The sequence below is a fragment of the Nocardioides sp. T2.26MG-1 genome, assembly GCF_950101795.1.
Taxonomy (GTDB): domain Bacteria; phylum Actinomycetota; class Actinomycetes; order Propionibacteriales; family Nocardioidaceae; genus Nocardioides.
On sequence record NZ_CATNLZ010000032.1, the window covers coordinates 361,513 to 382,338 of the forward strand.

Sequence of the window (20,826 nt, forward strand, 5' to 3'; positions counted from 1 at the left end):
AGGGTGTCGCGATCGGACGTCAGTCGGCAGCTGCCCGGCCTGACCCGGTTGCGCCACTACCAGCGGCCCTGGCTCCGGTACGACGTCCTGGCCGGGGTCACCGTCGCGGCGTACCTGATCCCGCAGGTGATGGCGTACGCCGAGATCGCCGGGCTCCCTCCCGTGGTCGGGCTGTGGGCGATCATCGGCCCGCTGCTGGTCTACGCCGTGCTCGGCTCGTCCCGGCAGCTGTCGGTCGGCCCCGAGTCCACGACCGCCCTGATGACGGCCGCGGCCGTGGGATCCGTCGCTGCCGGCGACCCGGAGCGGTACGCCGCCATCGCGGCCGCGCTGTCCCTGGTGGTCGGTGCGATCTGCCTCGGCGGCTGGATCGGCCGGCTCGGGTTCCTCGCGGATCTGCTGTCCAAGCCGGTCCTCGTCGGCTACATGGCGGGCATCGCGGCGATCATGGTGGCCAGCCAGCTCGGCAAGGTGACCGGCGTCCGCGTCGACGCCGACTCGTTCGCCACCGAGGTCGCCTACGTGGCCCGGCACCTGGACGAGGTGCACGTGCCGACCACGGTGCTCGCCGTCACGGTGCTGGCGCTGCTCCTGACCGGGAGCCACCTGCTGCCTCGCTCGCCGATGCCGTTGCTGGGGATGCTCGCCGCCGCCGCGGTGGTCGCGCTGTTCGACCTCGAGGACCGGGGGATCGCCGTCGTGGGGGAGATCCCGGCGGGGCTGCCGAGACCGTCCCTGCCGTCGGTCTCCGCCGGCGACATCGGGTCGATCCTGCTGCCGGCCGTCGGGTTGGCGATCGTGGCGTACTCCGACAACGTGCTGACCGCGCGCACGTTCGCCGTCCGGAACGGCTACCCCATCGACGGCGACCAGGAGTTCCTCGCGCTCGGTGCCGCGAACCTGGCGTCCGGCGTGATGCACGGGTTCCCGGTGAGCAGCAGCGGCAGCCGCACGGTGATCGGGGACGCCCTCGGCAGCCGCAGCCAGCTGTACTCGCTCGTCGCGCTCGCGACGGTCCTGCTGACCATGGTGTTCCTGCGTCCCGTTCTCGCGTCCTTCCCGACCGCTGCCCTGGGCGCCATCGTGGTCTACGCGGCCATCCGGCTCGTGGACGTCGCCGAGTTCCGGCGGATCGCGCGGTTCCGCCGCAGCGAGCTCCTCCTCGCCCTCACCACGACGGTCGCGGTGCTGGCGCTCGACGTCCTGTACGGCGTGCTCGTCGCCATCGGGCTGTCGATCCTCGACCTGCTGCGCCGGGTGGCGCGTCCCCACGACGGGATCCTCGGCTTCGCCCCCGGGGTGGCGGGCATGCACGACATCGACGACTACCCGGACGCCCAGGCGGTGCAGGGGCTCGTGGTGTACCGCTACGACTCGCCCCTGTTCTTCGCCAACGTCGAGGACTTCAAGCGGCGGGCGCTGGCGGCTCTCGACCAGGCCGGCACCCCCACGGAGTGGTTCCTGCTCAACGCGGAGGCCAACGTGCAGGTGGACATCACCGCGATCGACGCCCTCGAGGAGCTCCGGCAGGAGCTGGAGTCGCGCGGCATCGTCTTCGCCATGGCTCGGGTCAAGCAGGACCTGCAGGACGACCTGCGCCCCTCGGGCTTCGTCGACCGCCTGGGCGAGGACCGCGTGTTCATGACGCTGCCGACCGCCGTGCAGGCGTACGCCCGCTGGTACGAGGCCAAGCACGGCACCACGCCGTACGGCGCGCCACCGGCGGCCTGACCGGGTCCGGCGCCGGGCGTGCCGGCCCCACGAGATACTGGGCCATGGCAGATCACGCCGCACCGGCCGACGAGCCCTGCGTGGCCCTCGTCCCGGTCTTCGCGGGGCTCACGCGGGAGCAGCAGGCGGAGGTCGCGACCCTCGCCCGCCCGGTCACCATCGGGCCCGGCGAGGCCCTCGTGCGCGCGGGGGCGCCGCGAGCACCGCTGTTCGTGGTGCACGCGGGGATGGTGAGGCTCTCCCGCACGACCGCGGACGGCAGGAGCACGACCCTGCAGGTCCTCGGCCCGGGGGAGGTCGGCGGGGAGACCTGGCTCCTGACCGGCGAGCGGCCCGCGAACGACGTGATCGCCGTGGAGGAGTCGCGGATGTGCGTGTTCGCGCCGGACGTGCTGGACACCCTCGTCACGAGGTTCCCGAGCGTCGGGGTCGCGATGTTGCGCACCCTGGCGCTGCGCCTGCACTCGGCCGAGCGGATGCTCGCCGCCAGGACGGTGGCCGACGTGGGCGCGCGGGTGGCCGCCTACCTCCTGGACTGCCCCACCACCTGGGGCCCGGACGGAGCCGCGACCGTGCACCTGCCGATGCCCAAGAAGGACATCGCGACCTTCCTGGGCACCTCGCCCGAGACGCTCAGCCGGCGACTCGCGGCGATGGAGGGCGAGGGCCTGGTCCGGGTGCGCGGCACGGACGTCGACATCCTCGACCCGGCCGGCCTGGAGCTGCGCGCCGAGGGCGCTTGACGCAGGTCAAGGCGCTCCGGCCGGGTGGCCTCCTACCGTCGGCTCATCGCCACCGAGGAGGAGACCATGAACGTCATCCAGCTGCTTCGTTCGTTCGTCCGCACCGCATCCGCCCACTGCGACACCGAGGACGGGCCTGCGGTCGCCGACGGCCGCCGCGCCCTCGAGACGGGCAACGTCAACATCGCGCTCAAGTGGGTCCACCAGGCCGACGAGCCCGAGGTCCGCGACGCGTTCACCCGCGCCGTCGCCGTACGGGATCTGTCGCCGGAGGCGCGCGACGTGGCCGACCGCTACTTCCTCGACGTCCTGGTCCGGGTGCACCGGGCCGGCGAGGGTGCCGGGTTCGACGGCATCAAGCCTGCGGGTGCGCACGTGCCGCCGCAGGTCGTCGCCGCCGACCAGGCCCTGGCGGCCGGCAGCATCGACCCGCTGCGCGGGCTCGTCGCCGAGGATCGGTGGGACGAGCTGGAGCGGAGGTTCGACCGGGCGGTGGCCCTGAAGGGCTTCGACGTCGACGACCTGACCGCGGCCCGGGACTACATGGAGGCCTACGTCGCGTTCTTCAAGTACGCCGAGGGCCACGACCACCACCACCACGACCACGCCCACGCGCACTGATGTGGTGGCTCACCCGGGTGCGGTCGCAGTCGATGGCACCGACCCTGACCGACGGCCGCCTCGCGCTCACCAGGCCGCTCCGGGCCACCGACGCGGTCGCTCGGGGCGACCTGGTCGTCCTCGACTCACCGGAGGACCCGGGTCGCTGCCTCGTCAAGCGGGTGGTGGGCCTGCCGGGCGAGGAGGTCAGGTTCGACGCCGGCCGGGTCAGCATCGACGGCCGGCCGCTGCCCGAGCCGTACGCCGCGCGCTCGGTCTTCCGGGGGGTCTACCACGTTCCGGCCGGGCACTATCTCGTCCTGGGTGACAACCGGGACGCCTCCGGCGACGGCCGGTCCTGGAGCCGCCCCTACACACCCCGGTCCGCGCTGCGCGGACGGCTGGTCCGCCTGGCCGGCGTCCGTGGCGGCCTGCGACCCTGGGTGCGTGACGACCACGGAGTCCCGCACGACGACCCGGCGGCTATGGCCGCTCGCAGCCGATCTCGTCTGCGTGCTCGCCCTGGCGGTCGGGGGGAAGAGCTCGCACGAAGCGGGTGACTCCGACTGGGTGGTGCTCGCCATCGTGTGGCCCTTCGCGGTGGCCGCGGTGCTCGCCCACGGGTGGCTGCTGTCGACGCGGCGGGACGCCCGGCGGGTGTGGCCCGAGGCTGCGCTCGTCCTCGCCGCGACCTACGTGGTCGGCATGGCCCTGCGGGCCCTCTCGGGACGTGGGCTCGCTCCCGGCTTCCTGATCGTGGCGGCGATCTTCCTCACCGTGACGATGCTGGGCTGGCGCGGGGCCGTGGCGCTCGCGGCCCGCGTCAGGCGCGGCCCCTCGCCCAGGGACGTGAGCGCGGGACCGGGCAGCTGACCGGAGGGCGGTCGGGTCATGCGCGTTTGGTGGCGTGAATCCGTTCGACGGTGCCGGCCTTGAGGCGTTCGGTCTCGACGAGCTCGAACCCGACCGCGTGCACCAGCGGCAGCTGGCGGCGGGTGAAGTGCTCTCCGGCGAGCCGGATGGTGACTCGCTCGGCGAGCCACTGGACGGCGTAGACCGGAGGCCAGGTGCTGCCGACGTGATCGAGCAGGAGCAGCCGGCCACCCGGCACGAGCGCCCGCTGCATCTCACCGATCGCGGTCTTCGGGTCGGGGATGGAGCACAGCGAGAGTGCGCACACCACCGTGTCGAACGCGGCGTCCTCGACGGGCAGGTGTGCGGCGTCGCCCTCGAGCAGGTCGATGTCGCGGCCGAGTGCGGCGGCGCGGTCGCGGGCCAGCGCGAGCATCTCCGGGCTCAGGTCGACGCCGGTCAGGGTCACGTCCCCCGGGTAGTGGGGCAGGTTGAGCCCGGTGCCGACGGCGACCTCGAGCACCCGCCCGCGGGCTCGCTCGGCGAGCCACTCGCGGCCGCCGGCGAACTGGATCCGCTCGAAGAGCGCCATCTGCTTGTCGTAGCCGGCCGCGGACTTGTCCCAGACCCGACGTTGCTTCGCAGTCGGTGTCTCACATGTCTTGGCCCGAGTCCTGGTGCTGTTGCTCATCGCGTTGGTCCCTTCGTGACGTGGGTTGGCCGGGGAGCGAGATGTCGTCGGTGGAGAGAGCGGCCTCGACGACGCCGATCGCCACCTTCCTGATCCGAGCTGCGACATGCGCCGGGTCGGGTTGGCCGGCGTCGAGCCAGGCGATGGTGGCCTCGATGGCCGCGGCCGGAGCGGCCTGCGCTGCCCAGCGTGCGAGCGCGTCGTCCGGGACGAGGGGCGCGATCTGGAGGTAGGCGGCCTCGGAGACGTCGTTGCGGAACTTCTCGATCCGCTCCTTGAACTCCGTCTCGCGCAGGGCGTGCTGGAACAGCAGCCGGAACCCTGCCGGCGAGTCCGATGCGACCCGCAGCAGGCCGTCGATGCTCTCGTCGGTGAACCCCTCGACGGGTTCGTCGATGTGGGCCTCGAGCCGCTCGCACATCTTGTCGAGGACCGACTGGTACAGGTCGCTCTTGGAGTCGAAGTGGCGGTACAGCACCACCCGGGTGATGCCGGCCTCCTCGGCGATCTCGTCGAGGCTCGTCGCCGTGAAGCCCGAGCGCGCGAACGCCTCGGTGGCGGCGGAGATGATCTGCTCGCGCCGGTCGGCACGCTTCATGCGGCGAACCGGCTCGTCCCTGGGCTCCACGGTCGGGTCGGTCATGCGCACCCTCGGATGTAGACGACAAGATGTATACGGCAGAGTCCACCTATGGAGCGGGTCCGTCAAGAGGGCCCGCGGGACCTACGTGCGGCGCAGGGTCGCCCACGTGAACTGCTGCTCGGAGCCCCACGGCGTCCGGTGCACCTCGACCTCGCCGGCCAGGACCTCGAAGTCCGGGGCGAAGCGAGCCCGCAGTGACGCGACGTCGTGACGCGCCACCGGCAGGCCCGAGCACTGCTCCGGGCCACCCGGGCCGAAGGTGCCGATGACCAGCACACCACCCGGCCGCACGGCGTCGGTGGCGGCGGCGACGTAGCGAGCCTGCTGCGCGTCCTCGGTCAGGAAGTGGAAGACCGCGCGGTCGTGCCACGCGTCGAAGGCGCCGTCGGGCTGCCACGCCACGATGTCCGACACGACGTACCGCACCTCGGCGCCCTCGGGGAGTCGGGCACGCGTCGTCGCCAACGCTGCCGCGGAGACATCGAGCACCGTGACCGGGGCCCAGCCCGCGGCGAGGAGCTCGTCGACCAGCGACGAGGTGCCGGCGCCGACGTCGACGACCGAGCCCGGCCGGCCGCCGGTCGACGCGACGGCGTCGCTCAGCAGCCGGAGCGACGTCGCGGGGCGCTGCTGGTACCAGCTCGTCTCGTCGGCCGCCTTGCTGGAGTAGACGTCGTCCCAGTGTCGCGCAGCGTGATCGGACATGGCGCCATCCTCTCGTCCCCCGATCGGCTCGACCACCCAGGCGTCCCGGACGCAGCGGTCGGGGGCGGTGGCCTTCGTCCACGGCATTGGACTACGCGGGTGGTCGGCGCGCTCCGGTCGAGCACTACGCGGCGTGGGTGCGGGCGCTCCGGCCGGCGGTGTGAGCGAGTGCGACCGCCGAGAGCTGGGAGCTCACCTCGAGCTTCGCGAGAACCGCCTTGACCTGCGACCGGACGGTGGAGTCCGACACAACCCGTGCTGTGGCGATCTCGCGCACCGAACGACGGGCGATCAGATCGCGCAGCACCGCCCTCTCCTGAACGGAGAGCCGCTGCAGCCGGCGTCGAGCGGTCAGCATCTGCACGTGCCGCCGGCCGCTCACCGCCATGGGTCGCTCCCGCTCGGCGGGATCGAGACCGACCCCGCGTAGACCTGCCCATCAGTGCTAGTACCGGCGAAGCCGCACTACCTTGCCGTTGGGCGCGCCGTCCTCGGGCGGCAGCGCGTCGGTCGTCGCGTAGACGCGGCCGTGCCACACCTCGACGGCGGCGGGCAGGTGTGCCTTGGCGAAGGTCCGGACGGTGTCCGAGCCGGGCGCCATCGTCACGATCCGGTTGGCGAACAGCTCGGCGACGAACAGGCGGCCCGAGTGGGTCACCGCCAGGTCGGTCGGCGCCGAGAGCCCCCGCGCCAGCACGCGCTGGTGACCCGTGGCGGGGTCGATCCGGTGCATCGCGCCCAGCGGCAGCTGCTCGCCCAGGCCTCCGCCCAGGGTGGTGACGAGCAGTCGCCCGTTGGGACCCATCTCGACGTCGGTGGGCACGGGCTCGCCGTAGTAGGTCAGGCCGACCGCGCAGTCGGGTACCCCCATCGTCGAGGCGAGCCCCGCGGTGATCGGGACCGGGACGGGTCGGAGCACGGCCACGGTGCGGACCCGACCGGAGAAGGACACCGAGACGACGGCGTTCATCGCGGCATCGGCGACGTAGACCCGGTGCTTGCGCTGGAAGGTCGCGTAGGGGTGGGAGTCGACGACGCCGCGGTAGACCGGCGGCCCGAGCAGCTCGGTCGGCCACTGTGCTGCGCAGTCGTCGCTGATCCCGCGGGCTCCGTACGTCGTGGAGCCGTCGGGGTTGTGCGCCTTCTCGTAGGCCCACAGCCGGGTGAGGGTGTGCGCCTTGCCCGGCCGGCGGAGGACCTTGACCCAGGAGTTGGTCGGGCTCTCCGCGCCCGAGCTGGCTGTCTGGGTGAACACGACGCGGCCGTGGCGCGCCGAGACGCCCCCGATCTCGTCGTGGCCGCCGCGGTAGAGCCTCTGGAGACTCCCGTCGCCGCGGACTCGATCGAGCTCGCCGGCGAAGTTCTGGGTGACGTAGACCCGTCCGGCATGGACATCGAGGCTGAGCGGGCCCACCAGCCCGCTGGTCAGCACGGTGCGCCCCTCAGGGGTGGTGGAGTGCGCGGTCTGCGCGAGCGGGTTCAGGGTGGCGACCGCGAGGGCCGACATCGTGGCGGCGGCGAGTAGGGGGATGGAGCGCATGGGACCGACCTCCGAGTTGGACCTGGTACGACGCTCCAGCCTCGCCGTCGACGGCCCCGAGCGCATGCCCCAAATCTGGGCTCTGCCGTATCGGTCCGAGCGCGGACGCGAGCCCCGGGCGTGGTCAGCCCGCGACGGTGCGCGACCGGAGGTCGTCGACCACCGCTGTCAGGTCGGAGCCGGTGACGGCGCGGCGCTGGTGGTCGGCGCCGCATCCCTCGCGGGTGATTCGCTCCAGGCTCGTGGTGACCCGCTCGAGGTCACCGGCGTCGCCCAGCGCGTCTCGCAGGTGATCGAGCATGGCCCGCAGGGCGGTCGCGGCTGGGACCAGGTCTCCGCTCCCCGGATCGACGAGGGTGTCCTGCACACCGAAGCGCCCAGCCCGCCAGGCGGCGCTGCGCAGGCTGTCGGCCCGCCAGGGTGCCGGACCGACGCCGTCACGGGCCTGGCGGGCGGCCGTCTCGGTCAGTGCACGGGCGAGGGCAGCCTGGAGCAGTGTGTCGTCGAGCGAGGTGCACACATCGGCCACCCGGAACTCCACGGTCGGGTATCGCGCCGAGAGCCGCACCTGGAGGTTGAGCAGGCCCACGTCGAGGATCGCCTGATCGCGCAGCAGTCGGGCGATGAGAGCGTCGTACGCGGCCACGTCGCCGAAGACCTCGTGCGGACCGCTGCTCGGCCACAGCTGCCACAGCTGGGACCGCCAGCTCGCGAACCCCGTGTCACGGCCGTGCCAGAACGGAGAGTTCGCGCTCACGGCTGTCAGCAGCGGCAGCCACGGGCGCACCCGGTCCAGGACCGCGATCCCCTCCTCGCGGCTCGCGACCTCCACGTGGACCTGCAGCGCACAGATGAGCGACTCCGCCCCGAGTCCGGCGTAGTGCTTCGCGATGCGAGCGAACCGGTCCTCGGCGACGAGCGGGCCTGGTGGTTCGGCGAGGATGGGAGTAGCGACGGCCAGGGGAGCGACTCCGACCTCGGTCCCCGCGCGGGCCAGCGCTCGACGTCCCGCTCGCAGGTGATCCTCGGCGTCGGCGAGGTTGCGGAGCGGAGGGGTCACGACCTCCACCTGCGCCTGGAAGAACTCCTGGGCCACGACGGTGCCGGGGAGCAGGTCGTCGGCAGCGGCACAGCGGGCGAGTAGGTCGGATGCGCGCGCCGCGGGCGCGCCGCAGGCGTCAACGAGAAGCAGCTCCTCCTCGATGCCGAACCGGCGTGTGCTCATCGCCATCCCTTCGAACGGAGGCCGCGCTCGATCGCGTCGGTCCTCGAGTCAGTCTGGGTCCTACCGGTCACCGGATCACCTCGGCAGTCCGCGCGTACGCCGACCAGTTGCGCGTACCCCGGTTCGAGGCTAGGAGTACCTGACGCAGCGGTCGGGGGCGGTGAAGCCGTAGAGCGCCAGGCCCGACTCGTCGGCCAGGCGCACCGAGAGGCTGGTGGGGGCGCCGACGGCGACGAGGGCGCCGATGCCGGCGGCGACGGCCTTCTGGACGAGCTCGAAGCCGGCCCGGCCGCTGACGACCAGACAGGCCTCGGCGGGGGAGTGGCCGGCCAGGACCCGGGCGCCGGTGACCTTGTCGACGGCGTTGTGACGGCCGACGTCCTCGCGGATGGTGAGCAGCCGGCCGTCGGCGGTGGCGAGGCCTGCGGCGTGGACGCCGCCGGTCCGCGCGAAGACGGTCTGGCTGGCTCGCAGGGACGCCGGCAGTGCACGCACCACGTCCGTTGAGGGGAGTGGTCCCGCCCACCGCCCGGCCGCGGTCGGTACGTCGAGAGCGGCCGCGACGCTGTCCTTGCCGCAGACCCCGCAGGCGGACGACCCGGTCGACTGCCCGACGTGCCGGTGGCCGGGCTCGGTGAGCGGCGGAGCCCCGAGCGTCACCGTGACGACGTTGAACTCCTGCTCGGGGGTCAGGTCGGTGTCGGTGCAGTAGGCCACCGCGTGCACATCCGCCGGGCGCGTGAGCCCCTCGTGCACCAGCCATCCCGCGGCCAGCTCGAAGTCGTGACCAGGCGTCCGCATCGTCACCCAGACGCGACGTGCGGGCGTGCCCGGCCAGGCGAGCCGGATCTCGAGCGGCTCCTCGGTGGCGAGCCGGTCCTCGTGACGGCGATCGGTGCCGTCCGCGAGGTGCTCGTGCACCTGGGTCCGGACCGTGGGTCCGGGCCGCCGAGCGCGGTCGCCGCCGATCATGGGGAGGTCATGCCGGGAAGGCCGCCCGGATCGCGATCCGCCGCTCGAGCTCGTCGGCCAGGTCGACGACCCGGCGCCGCATCGCGAGGTCGAAGGCTTCGTCGGCGATCAGCGCCCGCGCGCGCTCGAGCGTGTCGGTCGTCTCGAACAGCAGCGGGAAGAACCAGCCGGCGGCGTCGGCGAGCACCCAGCCACTGCGCGCCGCGGCGGTCGCGGCGACGTCGGCGAAGTAGCGCTCGACGTACGGCGCCAGCAGCTCCTCCTGCCCGCCGCGCCACATGCCGGTGCCGGCGGCCTCGAGCTCGTAGTTGGGCACGTCGACGGCTCCGGTGAACCGCTCCCACGCCCAGGCCTTGGCCCCGGCGTCGGGCAGCGAGGCGACCGCCCGGGTGTGCTCGACCCGCGAGCGGGCGGTCGGCTCGGCGTCCAGAGCGGCCTGCAGCTCGGCTCGGTCGGTCTCGCCGAGCACGGCGAGCCGGACCAGCAGCCGCCAGCGCAGGTCGAGGTCCACCTCGGTCCCGGCGGGCAGCCCGTCATCGGCGAGCCAGGCGCGCAGGTCGGCCGGCGACCCGGCGGACGCGACCGCGGCCTGGAAGGCCGCGAGCTGGAGCGGCGAGCCGGGGCCCGAGGCGTGTGCCTTGGCGAGCGTGGCGCGGTGCACCCGGGCCAGCGCCTCGTCGGGGTCGGCGGTCAGCGGCACGACCTTCGCGAGCACCCATGGCATCGTGTAGAGCAGCGCGTCGTCGCTGTCCTCGATCGGCAGCCCCGCCTCGACCAGGTCGAGTACGTCGGCGGGCGAGATGGCCGCGTTGTGGAACGCGCTGCGCACGTTGTTCCAGACACCGGCACGCAGCAGCGTGTCGTCGCTGCGCGGCAGCAGCGTCTTGAGTGCGGCGACCGTGGTCGCGTCGGGCTGCACGAGCGCCCAGGTGTCCTCGTAGGGGTCGAGCAGCACCGCGGCGCCCTCGCCTGCGGCGTACGGCGTCTCCGGGCCGGCCACCGTCAGCGGCGTGATGTCCCATTTGCCCTCCGGGAGCGCCTGCGCGACCCGCAGGGTGTGGGAGCGGTCGGCGTCGCCGGCCGGGGGAGTGCACCGGACCACGCCCGCGGCGCGGTCGAGCACGATCGTGTCGGGCCCCGCCGTGCGCAGCCAGCTGCCGGTGAACGACGAGAGGTCGCCGGCCCCGGCGCGCTCCCAGCTCGCGAACAGGTCGTGCATGGTGGCGTTGCCGAACCGGTGGCGCGTGAAGTGGTCGATCGCGCCCGCGAAGAACACCTCGTCGCCGAGCGAGGCGTTGAGCTGCTTGAGGATGCTCGAGCCCTTGGCGTACGAGATCCCGTCGAAGTCCTGCAGCGCCGAGCTCGCATCGGACGCGCCGTTGCCGGCGACCGGGTGGGTGCTGGGGCGCTGGTCGGCGACCAGGCCCCACTGGCGGCGCGCGTACGCGACGTGGGTCCAGGCGTCGTCGTACTCCGTGACGTCGGCGGTGACCCGGTTGCCCATGTACTCGGCGAAGGACTCGTTGAGCCAGAGGTCGTCCCACCACTGCGGGGTGACGATGTTGCCGAACCACTGGTGGGCCATCTCGTGGGCGACCGTGGTCGCGCGCTGGATGCGCACGCCCCGGGTGACCTTGCTCGTGAAGACCAGCGGGTCGCGGAACGTCACGCAGCCGGGGTTCTCCATCGCGCCGGCGTTGAACTCCGGCACGAACGCCTGGTGGTAGTCGCCGAACGGGTAGCGGATGCCGAACAGCCGGTGGAACTCGTCGAAGCACTGCCGGGTCATGGTCAGCAGCTCGTCGGCGTCCGCCTCGAGGGCGCCGGCGATGCTCGCCCGCGCCGAGAGGCCGAGCGGGATGCCGTCGTGCTGGTCGCGGATCACGTGGTAGGGCCCGGCGACCAGCGTCACGAAGTACGTCGAGAGCGGCTGGGTGCGCTCGAGCTCCCACAGCGCCGTCTGGCCGGGGCCGGGCTCGGAGCCGGCCACCGGAGCGTTGCCGATGACCGTCCAGTCCGCCGGCGCCAGCACGTGGAACGTGTACGGCGCCTTGAGGTCGGGCTGGTCGAAGCAGGCGAACACCGTGGGCGCCGCGTCCATGAACGACATGCCGTAGACGTAGTGGTGGCCGTCGGCCGGGTCGACGCTGCGGTGCAGCCCCTCGCCGTCGTTGCGGAACGGCATCACCGCGTCGACGACGACCTCGTTGGGTCCCTCGACCGTGTCCAGCGGCAGCCGGCCGCGCGCGAGCAGGTCGGGGTCGACCACGCTGCCGTTGAGCCGGATCTCGTTGACCCGCACCGGCTTGAGGTCGAGGAACGTCGGGCCGCCGCGGCTGGTGAACCGGATGGTGGTCACCGACGCGAACGTCTCCTCGTCGCTCGCGAGGTCGAGGCGCACGTCGTACTCGTCGACGGCGAGGAGGGCGCGGCGGGCGACGGCCTCCGCATGCTGGAGGCTGAGGTTCGGGCTGCTCACCGGGCCACCCTATGTCGGAGCCGGAGCGACCCGGCAGGTCACCGGTCGGTAACGGTGGGCGGGTTCGACCGCACGCACCGGGCTAGCCCACCTAGGGTCCTGAGTGGGGTCATCGGGGGTCCTGGCAACCAGTTCGCGACGTCCGGAGTCTCATGCTCACGGGCGCGAGATCCGCGCTCGGTCTTTCGGGAGGATCGACGCTCATGCAGCGGCTCATCGCTCACCGCCGGGGTCGTGCCCTGGCTTCGCTCATCACCGCCGGCCTCGGCCTGGCGGCGGTCACCGGTGTCACGGGCACGGCGCAGGCCGCCGACCCAGCTGGCGACTGCGCCACGCCGTACCCCATCGCCGACCTCGCCGGCGGCCAGCCGGTCACCGGCCTGACGGTCAGCCACGGGACCACCCCCGACGGGTTCACCGGCGAGGTGCTCGGCGTCCTCGACGACGGCATCGCGCCCGACATCGACATGGTGATGGTCCGCCTCACCTCGCCCGAGATCGACCGGGTCGGCATCTGGCAGGGCATGTCGGGCAGCCCGGTCTACGCCGCCGACGGTCGACTCATCGGCGCCGTCGCGTACGGGCTCGCGATGGGAGCCTCGCCGGTCGCCGGCGTGACCCCGTTCGCCGACATGGACGACTACCTCGGCAACGTCGCGCGTCGGGTCACCGTCGACCAGGCAGCGGCGCGCACGATCGCCCGGCACACCGACGTGTCGGCCGCGGATGCGGCCGAGGGATTCCGCCAGCTCCCCGCCCCGCTCGGGGTCGCCGGGGTCGGCGCCCGCCAGCTCGAGCTGGCCGCCGACCACGCCGGCAAGCGCACCTACCTGCCCCGCTCGGCGTACGCCGTCGGTCGCGCCTCGGGCCAGGCAGCCGGGCCCGAGACCGTCGTGGCGGGCGGCAACCTGGCCGCGTCGCTCGCGTACGGCGACATCACGATGGCCGCGATCGGCACCGCGACCTCCGTGTGCGACGGCCGCGTGGTCGGCTTCGGCCACCCGCTCGACCACCTCGGCGCCACGACGCTCACGCTGCACCCGGCGGACGCGATCTACGTCCAGGAGGACCTGATCGCCGGCTTCAAGCTCGCCAACCTCGGCGCGCCCGCCGGCACGATCTCCCAGGACCGCCTGACCGGCATCAGCGGCCTGCTCGGCCCGATCCCCTCCACCAGCGACGTCACCTCGACCGTCACGGACGGCGACCGGAGCCGCGAGGGCACCTCGCACGTGTCGGTGCGGACGCCCGACGCGCTCGCGAGCACGACCTTCTACGAGTTCCTGGCCAACCACGACCGGGTCGTCGACGGCACCGTCGACGGCAGCGAGGTCGCGTCCTGGACGGTCACCGGCACCGGCCCCGACGGCACGCCGTTCACCCTGTCGAGCAGCAACCGCTACGTCTCCGAGTGGGACCTCACCTACGAGGTCGGCTTCGCGCTCGGCGACACCGTCTACTACCTGGCGGGCATCCCGGGCGTCACGATCACCGGGGTCACGACCGGCGTGACCGTGGAGGACGCGGCGGCGGCGTACCGGATCTCGGCGCTCCAGCGGAAGGTGGACGGCACGTGGACCGCCGTGACCCGGCGGCAGAGCATCCCGGTGCGCGCCGGCAAGACGCTGACCATGCGCGCCGTGCTCAGCGGCGGCGGCCTGCACACCACGGTCCCGATCTCCGTCCGGATCCCGCGCTCGATGGCCGGCACGCCCGGCATCCTCGAGGTGACCGGCGGTCAGTACCTCGGCGGGCTCGGCCCCATGGCGACCATCGAGCAGGCGAAGAAGGCCGTGGCCAACCTGGTCCGCAACGACCAGCTGAAGGTCTCGCTGATGTCGCTCAGCAAGCGTGGACGCGGCACGCCGGTCTCGAGCCAGGTGCTCGGCCCGGTCGACGGCGTGGTCTCCGGCAACCGGTCGGCCCAGCTCATGGTCCGGTAGACCTGCGGGAGGGCCTCCCGCGGTGGGAGCATGGACCCCATGGGTGGGTGTGCATGACGGACCGTGACCGGGAGGCCCTCCTCCGGCTCATCCGCGAGTCGGTGATCGGCGACGACCACCTCATGGACACGCCGTACGGCCGGCGCCGGGTCACCTACGCCGACTACACGGCGTCGGGGCGGGCGCTGACGTTCATCGAGGACTTCATCCGCGACGAGGTGCTGCCGGCCTACGCCAACACCCACACGGAGTCCAGCGGCACCGGCCTGCAGACGACCCGGCTGCGTGAGGACGCCCGGGCGATCATCCACGAGGCGGTCGGTGGCGACGACGAGACCGTCGTCGTGTTCGCCGGCTCGGGGTGCACGGGCGCGATCGCCAAGCTGATCGGCGTCCTCGGCCTGAGGATCCCGTCCGTGCTGGAGGACGCCCACGCGCTCTCCGACCACATCCCCTCCGACCAGCGGCCCGTGGTGTTCATCGGTCCCTACGAGCACCACTCCAACGAGCTGCCGTGGCGCGAGTCGATCGCCGACGTGGTGCGGATCCGCCAGGACCAGGACGGGGGAGTGGACCAGACGGACCTGCGGGAGCAGCTGGAGAAGTACGCCGACCGCGCCCTGCGGATCGGCTCGTTCTCCGCGGCCTCCAACGTCACCGGCATCGTGTCCGACAGTGTCGCGATCGCGGAGCTGCTCCACGAGCACGGCGCGCTGAGCTTCTGGGACTTCGCCGCGGCCGCGCCGTACATCGACGTCGAGATGCGTGCGCTGCCGGACCGGCCGCTGTCCTACAAGGACGCCGTGTTCATCTCGCCGCACAAGTTCATCGGCGGGCCGTCGACGCCGGGCGTGCTGGTCGCGCGCCGTGAGCTGTTCGCCAACCGGGTCCCGGACGTGCCGGGCGGCGGCACCGTCGCCTACGTCAACGACGACGACCACCGCTACCTCGACGACCCCACCCACCGCGAGGAGGGCGGGACGCCGGCGATCATCGAGGCGATCCGCGCCGGGATGGTGTTCCAGCTCAAGCAGGCCGTGGGCACCGAGACGATCCGACGGCAGGAGGAGCACCACCTCCGCAAGGCGGTGGCCGCGTGGCGTGCTGAGCCGGCGATCGAGCTGCTCGGCAACCTCGAGGCCGACCGGCTCTCGATCGTGTCGTTCGTGGTGCGCTCGCCGTCGGGCCGCTACCTGCACCACAACTACGTGGTCGCGCTGCTCAACGACCTGTTCGGCATCCAGTCGCGCGGCGGCTGCTCGTGTGCCGGGCCCTACGGCCACCGGCTCCTCGGGATCGACCTCGAGCGCTCCCACGAGTTCGAGCGCGAGATCACCGGCGGGTGCGAGGGGATCAAGCCGGGCTGGGTGCGGGTGAACTTCAACTACTTCGTGTCCGACGCGGTGGCCGACTACATCATCGAGGCCGTCCGTTTGGTGGCCCGCGACGGCTGGCGGCTGCTGGACGACTACCGGTTCGACACGGCCACCGGCAGGTGGCGGCACCGGGCCGGGCTGATCAGCCCGCCGTTGAGCCTGCGCGACATCTCCTACGACGGTGGCCGGGTGTCGATGCCGAGCCACCGGGCGACCGGGGGAGAGGAGCTGCTCGTCGAGCACCTGCGCGAGGGCGCCTCGATCCTGCTCTCCGGCACCGGGCCCGACCTCACCGAGCACCCGGCGAACCTCAGCGAGGACTTCGAGCACCTCCGGTGGTTCGACCTCCCTGTCCCGTGCTTGCACGGGACAGAGAAGGAGGGCAAGTCTGAGGTGCCCGATCCGGCGCTTGCGCCGGATCGGGGCAGCACCCAGGTCGAGTAGCGGCGCGACCGAGGAACGAGGTCGCGACCCGCGTATCGAGACCCAGTCCGTCGGTGTGACATCGGCCCAGGTCGCCGGCACCACGTAACCGCCCCTCGCTGCCGGTCGTTGCCCCGGGCATGCACCTCCGCACCGCAGTCGCAGCACTCGTCGCCGTCGCCACCTCGACACTGGTGGCGGCACCCGCCTCCGCCGAGGAGACCAGGGGCGCCCTGGACCGGCGCAGCGACGACGTACGCCGTGCGGTCTTCGTCGGCAACAACTGGGACGGCACCGCCGACATCCTCGACCCGGCGTCCTTCGAGCGGCTGGGCCGCATCGACGTGGTGCCCGACAAGGACGAGCGGATCCAGGAGATCGCGACCAACCCGTACCGGTTCGCCTACTTCCTCGCGATCCGGGCGCTCATCGGCGAGGGCCACGACCAGCTCGTCGACGACATGTACTCCTCCAACGACGGCCAGATGCTGGTCGTCTCGCGGCCGTCGTTCGCCGACGTCGTCGCGATCGACCTGAGGTCGAAGGAGATCGTCTGGCGCTTCGAGGTCGGCGGGGTCCGCTCCGACCACATGGCGATGTCGCCGGACGGGCGGCGGGTCGTGGTGAGCGCGTCCACCGGCAACGTCGTGCACGTGCTGCGAGTCGCGGACGGCGTCGAGGTGGGGAGGTTCCCGTCGGGCGGGTCGCCGCACGAGAACATCTTCATCGACGGCGGCCGGCGCATCCTGCACGCCAGCATCGGCATGGTCTACAGCCCGCTCGACGACCCGGCGCTCGACCCGACCAAGCAGGAGCGGGTGCTGCAGATCGTCGACGCGAGGACGATGAAGATCGTGCGCAGCTACGACCTGCGCAAGGCCCTGGACGACCGGGGGATGACCAGGACGAGCACGGCCGTCCGGCCGATGACGCTCTCGCCGGACGACAAGACGTTCTACTTCCAGCTCTCGTTCTTCCATGGCTTCGTCGTGATGGACCGGGCCACCGGTGAGATCACGCGGGTCAAGCACCTGCCCAACCTGGTGCCCGACATGCCGCGCGAGCAGTACGTCCTCGACTCGGCCCACCACGGGATCGCGATGAACCCGGCCGGCACCAAGCTGTGCGTCGCCGGCACGATGTCCGACTACGCCACGGTCGTCGCCGCCGACACGTTCCGCCGCGGCCCGCTGCTGAAGAAGCCCGACGGCAAGCCCTACTGGGTCACCCCGAGCTGGGACGGGCGGTCCTGCTACATCTCGTGGAGCGGCACCGACGAGGTCGCGAAGATCTCCTACCGCACCGGCCGCATCGTGCAGACGGTGCCGGTCGGCGACCACCCGCAGCGCGTGCGCAACGGCTGGGTACGCAAGGACCTGGTGCCGGGGCTGTAACCCCCGCTACCAGGTCCACGCGAGGTCTCAGCCCTGGATGGCGAGGGCGAACTCGACCTTGCCCGAGGGGTCGACGGCGGCGTCGAGGATCTTGTCCTCGAGCAGCGTCGCGGCCGACTCGTCGAGGTAGACGGTGGCTCCGCCCTGCTCGACGACCTGGTCGCCCGGCTCGGCCTGCTCGGCGGCGGAGATGGCGAACGCCGGCTCGGGTGAGTCGTCGGTGGTGATGCGCAGGCCGGCACTCTCGGCGAGGCCCGGCTGGCTGGTGATCTCGTTGACGATGGCACTGGCGTTCTCGGTGAGGGTGAGCATGCTCGTCCTTCCGATTGCTTGGCTGGTCCCTTCCACCGTCCCCGATGGCCCGGCGAGACACAAGCCCGGCACGAGTCCCGGGCGTGTCGGACGGTCTGGCACGCTGTGGCCATGACCACCGTCGACGCGACCGATCCGAACCGCGACACCCTGCGCCACATCGACCTCCACAAGATCGGCGTCGGCCGGTTCCTCGCCACCAACGGCCGCGGCGGTGTGCTGCCGGTCGGGTCGGGCGACGACCCGGACTTCACCCCCGTCGAGCTGCTGCTCGTCGCCCTGGCCGGGTGCAGCGCGATCGACGTCGACCTGATCACCGGCAAGCGGGCGCAGGCGACGACGTTCGAGGTGGAGGCCGAGGGCGACAAGATCCGCGACGAGCAGGGCAACCGGCTCGTCGACCTGCGGCTGACGTTCCACGTGCGTTTCCCCGAGGGCGAGGACGGCGACCGCGCCCGTGACGTGCTGCCCCGCTCCATCGAGCAGTCCCGCGACCGGCTGTGCACGGTCGGACGCACCGTGCAGCTCGGCGCAGCGATCGAGTACGGCGCGCGCTGATGCTCCGGCACCGGCCCCGTCGCTGGGACAGCGTCCCGCGCCAGGACGGCCGCCGGTTCGTCGTCACGGGCGCCGGCGGCGGGCTGGGGCTGGAGACCGCCCGCGTGCTGGCCGAGCGCGGTGCCGAGGTCGTCCTCGCCGTACGCAACCCCGCCAAGGGCGAGGCCGCCGCGGCGTCGATGACCGGCCGCGTCGAGGTGCGCCGGCTCGACGTGGCCGACCTGGCCAGCGTGCGTGAGTTCGCCGCCGGGATCGGGCCGGTCGACGTCCTGGTCAACAACGCCGGCGTGCTCGCGGTGCCGCACGCGCTGACGGCCGACGGGTTCGAGACCCACCTCGCGACCAACCACCTGGGCCACTTCGCGCTCACCAACCTGCTGCTGCCGCGGCTCCGCGACCGGGTGGTGGCCGTGACCTCCGACGCGCACCGCGCCGCCGAGCTCGACCTGACCGACCTGAACTGGGAGCGCCGGCCGTACCGGCCGTTCGCGGCGTACGCCTCGTCCAAGCTCGCGAACCTGCTGTTCGTCGCCGAGCTGCAGCGGCGGCTGACCGCGTCGGGCTCCACGCTGCGCGCGACCGCCGCGCACCCGGGCTCGACGGCGACCGCGATCACCGCGAACACCGGCAGCCGCGCCAAGACCTGGGTCGGCTCGTGGGGCCACAGGCTCGTCGGGATGCCGATCTGGAAGGGCGCGCTCACCACGCTGTACGCCGCCACCATGGACGTGCCCGGCAACACCTTCATCGGCCCGGGAGGGCCGCTGGAGATGACGGGCTGGCCGACCGGGGTGGGCCGCAGCCAGGACGCCTGCGACCCCGACCGGGCGCGCCGCCTGTGGGAGCGGTCGGAGGAGCTGACCGGGGTGGCGTTCCCGCTCTAGCCGACGGTGACCTTCTCGATGTCGACGGGCGTGTTGGGAGCTCCACCGTTCGCGCCCATCGAGCCGTCGTTGCCGTCCTCGGCCACCTTCGCGACCGCCTTCACCCCGACGTCGTCCACGGTGCCGAAGACCGTGTACTCGGCGGGAAGGCCCGAGTCGGCGTACACGATGAAGAACTGCGAGCCGCCGGAGTCGGGATCCTGTGCCCGGGCCATCGCCAGCGTGCCCGCGGGATAGGTCTCGTCGCCGGAGACCTCGAGCGGGATCGTGTAGCCGGGGCCGCCCGTGCCGGTGCCGGTGGGGTCACCGCACTGGAGGACGTAGATGCTCTCGTTGGTCAGCCGGTGGCACGAGGTGTCGTCGAAGTAGCCCTGCTCCGCCAGCGAGACGAACGAGTTCACCGTGCAGGGCGCGGCGGCAGCGTCCAGATCGAGCCCGAGGTCGCCGATGCTGGTCTTCATGTCCGCGCGGACCGTGCCGGAAGCGGGCGCCTTCTCGTCGGGCGGGTCCACCTCCTTGGCGGGGGACTGACCGTCCGAGGGGTAGGAGCAGGTCGTCGTCTCGGAGGCGGCCGAGGTGTCCTTGTCGTCGGACCCCCCGTCCGAGCCGCAGCCCGCCACGAGCAGGGCGACGGCGACGACGGCGAGAGCAGGGCGCAGGAGCATGGCGCGAATGCTAGGGGAGACGCTCAGGAGTTGCGGCCGCGGGCGGCGACGGGCCACGCCTCGAGCCCGTCGCCGGTGTCGGCCCAGAGCGTGTCGGCGAGGTTGACCGCGGCGCACACGTGGTTGGGCACGACGTCGATCTGGGTGCCGAGTGCGGGGAGGGGAGCGCCTGCGAGGTCGACGACCGCGTGGTGCTCGGAGAGTTGGAGGACCCGCGCCTCGGGATGGTCGGGGAGGCGTCCCCAGCCGGTGGCGTACGCAGCGCGGTCGGCGCCGAGCGCCTTGCTGCCGGCGTCGAGCACCAGCCGGCCGCCGGCATGGCTGACCACCGTCGCCCGGCAGGTGAGCGCGAGCTGGTCGGCCGCCGTGGTGCCGAGCTCCCACTGCTGGGCGTCACCGAAGACGTAGACCCCGGGCCGGAGCTCGGTGAGGTCCTCGGTGTGGGTGTGCGCGAGGCTTGGGGTGGACCCGCCGCTGACGACGTCGGGCTCGAGGCCGGCCGCGCGCAGCGACTCCGTGGCCGCGCGCAGCGCGCGGGCCTCGTCGTCGGCTGCGGTGACGAGTGCATCGGGTGCGTAGCTGTGGCCGGGGAACGTGAAGATCCCGCGGACCGGCAGGCCGGCCTCGACGGCCACGGCCGCGAGCGCACCGGCGTCGTCGGGCGCGACCCCGGTGCGGTGCTGCCCGCAGTCGACCTCGACGAGGGCGGCCACGCCGCTGCCCTCGAGGAGCCGCGCGGCCCGGGCAGCGGACTCGGCCGAGTCGACGCCGATCGCCAGGTCCGCCCGGTCGGCGAGATCGCGGAGGCGGCGTACGGACTCGTCGGTGAGCCACAGCGGGTAGGCGACGAACACGTCCTCGGCGCCGTGCTCGACGAACGCCTCGGCCTCGCCGATGGTCGCCACGGTCAGCCCGACGGCGCCCGCGTCGATCTGCAGGCGGGCCAGCTGCGGGCACTTGTGGGTCTTCGCGTGCGGGCGCAGGGCGACACCGGCTGCGACGGCCCAGCGGGCGGTGCGCTCGATGTTCGTGCGCGCCCGGGCGACGTCGACGCGCAGGTACGGCGTCGCCGGCCCGTCCTTGCTCACGC

The 20,826-nt window shown here is 72.7% G+C and carries 21 protein-coding genes; 10 read left to right on the forward strand and 11 right to left on the reverse strand.

Going from position 1 to position 20,826, the window contains the following annotated elements; translation table 11 throughout:
* Nucleotides 1-3: 3 nt before the first annotated feature.
* The 5 genes from QQZ14_RS16755 to QQZ14_RS16775 are packed head-to-tail and all read left to right on the forward strand — an operon-like array spanning nucleotide 4 to nucleotide 3,947.
* Nucleotides 4-1,731, forward strand: a complete 1,728-nt coding sequence (locus QQZ14_RS16755; protein ID WP_284535518.1) for a SulP family inorganic anion transporter — start codon at nucleotides 4-6, stop codon at nucleotides 1,729-1,731.
* 44 nt (nucleotides 1,732-1,775) lie between these two features.
* On the forward strand, nucleotides 1,776-2,474 hold the full coding sequence (locus tag QQZ14_RS16760; RefSeq protein WP_284535519.1) for a Crp/Fnr family transcriptional regulator: 699 nt from the start codon (nucleotides 1,776-1,778) through the stop codon (nucleotides 2,472-2,474).
* Nucleotides 2,475-2,498: 24 nt separating this feature from the next.
* Complete coding sequence (locus QQZ14_RS16765) at nucleotides 2,499-3,095, forward strand: DUF6448 family protein (protein WP_284535520.1); 597 nt, start codon at nucleotides 2,499-2,501, stop codon at nucleotides 3,093-3,095.
* Nucleotides 3,095-3,634, forward strand: coding sequence for a signal peptidase I (lepB, locus tag QQZ14_RS16770; protein WP_284535521.1), 540 nt, complete (start codon nucleotides 3,095-3,097; stop codon nucleotides 3,632-3,634). Before QQZ14_RS16765 ends, lepB begins: the two co-directional genes overlap by 1 nt.
* Nucleotides 3,588-3,947, forward strand: coding sequence for a DUF3054 domain-containing protein (locus tag QQZ14_RS16775; protein WP_284535522.1), 360 nt, complete (start codon nucleotides 3,588-3,590; stop codon nucleotides 3,945-3,947). Before lepB ends, QQZ14_RS16775 begins: the two co-directional genes overlap by 47 nt.
* A gap of 16 nt (nucleotides 3,948-3,963) precedes the next feature.
* On the opposite strand, the gene QQZ14_RS16780 is transcribed toward QQZ14_RS16775, so the two are convergent.
* The 8 genes from QQZ14_RS16780 to pepN all read right to left on the reverse strand — a co-directional run bounded on the left by QQZ14_RS16780 (nucleotide 3,964) and on the right by pepN (nucleotide 12,181).
* Nucleotides 3,964-4,617: a class I SAM-dependent methyltransferase gene (locus QQZ14_RS16780; RefSeq protein WP_284535523.1), complete on the reverse strand. Its 654-nt coding sequence runs from the start codon at nucleotides 4,615-4,617 to the stop codon at nucleotides 3,964-3,966.
* Nucleotides 4,580-5,215 (reverse strand): TetR/AcrR family transcriptional regulator, encoded by a 636-nt coding sequence (locus QQZ14_RS16785; RefSeq protein WP_284535524.1) that lies wholly within the window; start codon nucleotides 5,213-5,215, stop codon nucleotides 4,580-4,582. The genes QQZ14_RS16780 and QQZ14_RS16785 overlap by 38 nt, the downstream gene beginning before the upstream one ends.
* A 126-nt stretch (nucleotides 5,216-5,341) precedes the next feature.
* Nucleotides 5,342-5,965, reverse strand: coding sequence for a class I SAM-dependent methyltransferase (locus QQZ14_RS16790; RefSeq protein ID WP_284535525.1), 624 nt, complete (start codon nucleotides 5,963-5,965; stop codon nucleotides 5,342-5,344).
* A gap of 124 nt (nucleotides 5,966-6,089) precedes the next feature.
* Nucleotides 6,090-6,353, reverse strand: coding sequence for a LuxR C-terminal-related transcriptional regulator (locus QQZ14_RS16795; protein WP_284535526.1), 264 nt, complete (start codon nucleotides 6,351-6,353; stop codon nucleotides 6,090-6,092).
* 57 nt (nucleotides 6,354-6,410) lie between these two features.
* Nucleotides 6,411-7,505 (reverse strand): ScyD/ScyE family protein, encoded by a 1,095-nt coding sequence (locus QQZ14_RS16800; RefSeq protein WP_284535527.1) that lies wholly within the window; start codon nucleotides 7,503-7,505, stop codon nucleotides 6,411-6,413.
* Nucleotides 7,506-7,629: 124 nt separating this feature from the next.
* Nucleotides 7,630-8,730 (reverse strand): carboxylate-amine ligase, encoded by a 1,101-nt coding sequence (locus QQZ14_RS16805; RefSeq protein WP_284535528.1) that lies wholly within the window; start codon nucleotides 8,728-8,730, stop codon nucleotides 7,630-7,632.
* 129 nt (nucleotides 8,731-8,859) lie between these two features.
* Nucleotides 8,860-9,702, reverse strand: a complete 843-nt coding sequence (locus QQZ14_RS16810) for a formate dehydrogenase accessory sulfurtransferase FdhD (protein WP_284535529.1) — start codon at nucleotides 9,700-9,702, stop codon at nucleotides 8,860-8,862.
* 7 nt (nucleotides 9,703-9,709) lie between these two features.
* Nucleotides 9,710-12,181, reverse strand: a complete 2,472-nt coding sequence (gene pepN / locus QQZ14_RS16815; protein WP_284535530.1) for an aminopeptidase N — start codon at nucleotides 12,179-12,181, stop codon at nucleotides 9,710-9,712.
* Between the two features lie 203 nt (nucleotides 12,182-12,384).
* On the opposite strand from pepN, the gene QQZ14_RS16820 reads away from it, so the two are divergent.
* The 3 genes from QQZ14_RS16820 to QQZ14_RS16830 all read left to right on the forward strand — a co-directional run bounded on the left by QQZ14_RS16820 (nucleotide 12,385) and on the right by QQZ14_RS16830 (nucleotide 17,317).
* Entirely contained in the window at nucleotides 12,385-14,124 is a 1,740-nt protein-coding gene (locus QQZ14_RS16820) for a hypothetical protein (RefSeq protein ID WP_284535531.1), read from the forward strand.
* Between the two features lie 53 nt (nucleotides 14,125-14,177).
* A complete protein-coding gene (locus QQZ14_RS16825; RefSeq protein ID WP_284535532.1) occupies nucleotides 14,178-15,944 on the forward strand; it encodes an aminotransferase class V-fold PLP-dependent enzyme in 1,767 nt (588 codons plus the stop codon).
* Between the two features lie 119 nt (nucleotides 15,945-16,063).
* On the forward strand, nucleotides 16,064-17,317 hold the full coding sequence (locus QQZ14_RS16830) for a YncE family protein (RefSeq protein WP_284535533.1): 1,254 nt from the start codon (nucleotides 16,064-16,066) through the stop codon (nucleotides 17,315-17,317).
* Nucleotides 17,318-17,344: 27 nt separating this feature from the next.
* Here QQZ14_RS16830 and QQZ14_RS16835 read toward each other — a convergent pair whose 3' ends face one another.
* On the reverse strand, nucleotides 17,345-17,629 hold the full coding sequence (locus QQZ14_RS16835; protein WP_284535534.1) for a Fe-S cluster assembly protein HesB: 285 nt from the start codon (nucleotides 17,627-17,629) through the stop codon (nucleotides 17,345-17,347).
* Between the two features lie 111 nt (nucleotides 17,630-17,740).
* Between QQZ14_RS16835 and QQZ14_RS16840 the strand changes: the two genes are divergently transcribed.
* The gene (locus QQZ14_RS16840) at nucleotides 17,741-18,187 is read left to right on the forward strand and encodes an OsmC family protein (protein ID WP_284535535.1); all 447 of its coding nucleotides are present in this window, start codon (nucleotides 17,741-17,743) and stop codon (nucleotides 18,185-18,187) included.
* Entirely contained in the window at nucleotides 18,187-19,071 is an 885-nt protein-coding gene (locus QQZ14_RS16845; RefSeq protein WP_284535536.1) for an oxidoreductase, read from the forward strand. The genes QQZ14_RS16840 and QQZ14_RS16845 overlap by 1 nt, the downstream gene beginning before the upstream one ends.
* On the opposite strand, the gene QQZ14_RS16850 is transcribed toward QQZ14_RS16845, so the two are convergent.
* Entirely contained in the window at nucleotides 19,068-19,736 is a 669-nt protein-coding gene (locus tag QQZ14_RS16850; RefSeq protein ID WP_284535537.1) for a peptidylprolyl isomerase, read from the reverse strand. The two genes, QQZ14_RS16845 and QQZ14_RS16850, sit on opposite strands and share 4 nt — an antisense overlap.
* A 23-nt stretch (nucleotides 19,737-19,759) precedes the next feature.
* Nucleotides 19,760-20,824, reverse strand: coding sequence for an alanine racemase (locus tag QQZ14_RS16855; RefSeq protein WP_284535538.1), 1,065 nt, complete (start codon nucleotides 20,822-20,824; stop codon nucleotides 19,760-19,762).
* Between the last annotated feature and the right edge of the window lie 2 nt (nucleotides 20,825-20,826).

Excerpts from the sequence above, each read along its gene's own strand:
- QQZ14_RS16800 (WP_284535527.1), bottom strand. The coding sequence starts at position 7,505 with ATGCGCTCCATCCCCCTACTCGCCGCCGCCACGATGTCGGCCCTCGCG.
- QQZ14_RS16830 (WP_284535533.1), top strand. The coding sequence starts at position 16,064 with ATGCACCTCCGCACCGCAGTCGCAGCACTCGTCGCCGTCGCCACCTCG.
- QQZ14_RS16790 (WP_284535525.1), bottom strand. The coding sequence starts at position 5,965 with ATGTCCGATCACGCTGCGCGACACTGGGACGACGTCTACTCCAGCAAG.
- QQZ14_RS16780 (WP_284535523.1), bottom strand. The coding sequence starts at position 4,617 with ATGAGCAACAGCACCAGGACTCGGGCCAAGACATGTGAGACACCGACT.
- QQZ14_RS16785 (WP_284535524.1), bottom strand. The coding sequence starts at position 5,215 with ATGAAGCGTGCCGACCGGCGCGAGCAGATCATCTCCGCCGCCACCGAG.
- QQZ14_RS16795 (WP_284535526.1), bottom strand. The coding sequence starts at position 6,353 with ATGGCGGTGAGCGGCCGGCGGCACGTGCAGATGCTGACCGCTCGACGC.
- QQZ14_RS16810 (WP_284535529.1), bottom strand. The coding sequence starts at position 9,702 with ATGATCGGCGGCGACCGCGCTCGGCGGCCCGGACCCACGGTCCGGACC.
- QQZ14_RS16825 (WP_284535532.1), top strand. The coding sequence starts at position 14,178 with ATGACGGACCGTGACCGGGAGGCCCTCCTCCGGCTCATCCGCGAGTCG.
- QQZ14_RS16840 (WP_284535535.1), top strand. The coding sequence starts at position 17,741 with ATGACCACCGTCGACGCGACCGATCCGAACCGCGACACCCTGCGCCAC.
- QQZ14_RS16845 (WP_284535536.1), top strand. The coding sequence starts at position 18,187 with ATGCTCCGGCACCGGCCCCGTCGCTGGGACAGCGTCCCGCGCCAGGAC.
- QQZ14_RS16850 (WP_284535537.1), bottom strand. The coding sequence starts at position 19,736 with ATGCTCCTGCGCCCTGCTCTCGCCGTCGTCGCCGTCGCCCTGCTCGTG.
- QQZ14_RS16805 (WP_284535528.1), bottom strand. The coding sequence starts at position 8,730 with ATGAGCACACGCCGGTTCGGCATCGAGGAGGAGCTGCTTCTCGTTGAC.
- QQZ14_RS16760 (WP_284535519.1), top strand. The coding sequence starts at position 1,776 with ATGGCAGATCACGCCGCACCGGCCGACGAGCCCTGCGTGGCCCTCGTC.
- QQZ14_RS16835 (WP_284535534.1), bottom strand. The coding sequence starts at position 17,629 with ATGCTCACCCTCACCGAGAACGCCAGTGCCATCGTCAACGAGATCACC.
- QQZ14_RS16820 (WP_284535531.1), top strand. The coding sequence starts at position 12,385 with ATGCAGCGGCTCATCGCTCACCGCCGGGGTCGTGCCCTGGCTTCGCTC.
- lepB (WP_284535521.1), top strand. The coding sequence starts at position 3,095 with ATGTGGTGGCTCACCCGGGTGCGGTCGCAGTCGATGGCACCGACCCTG.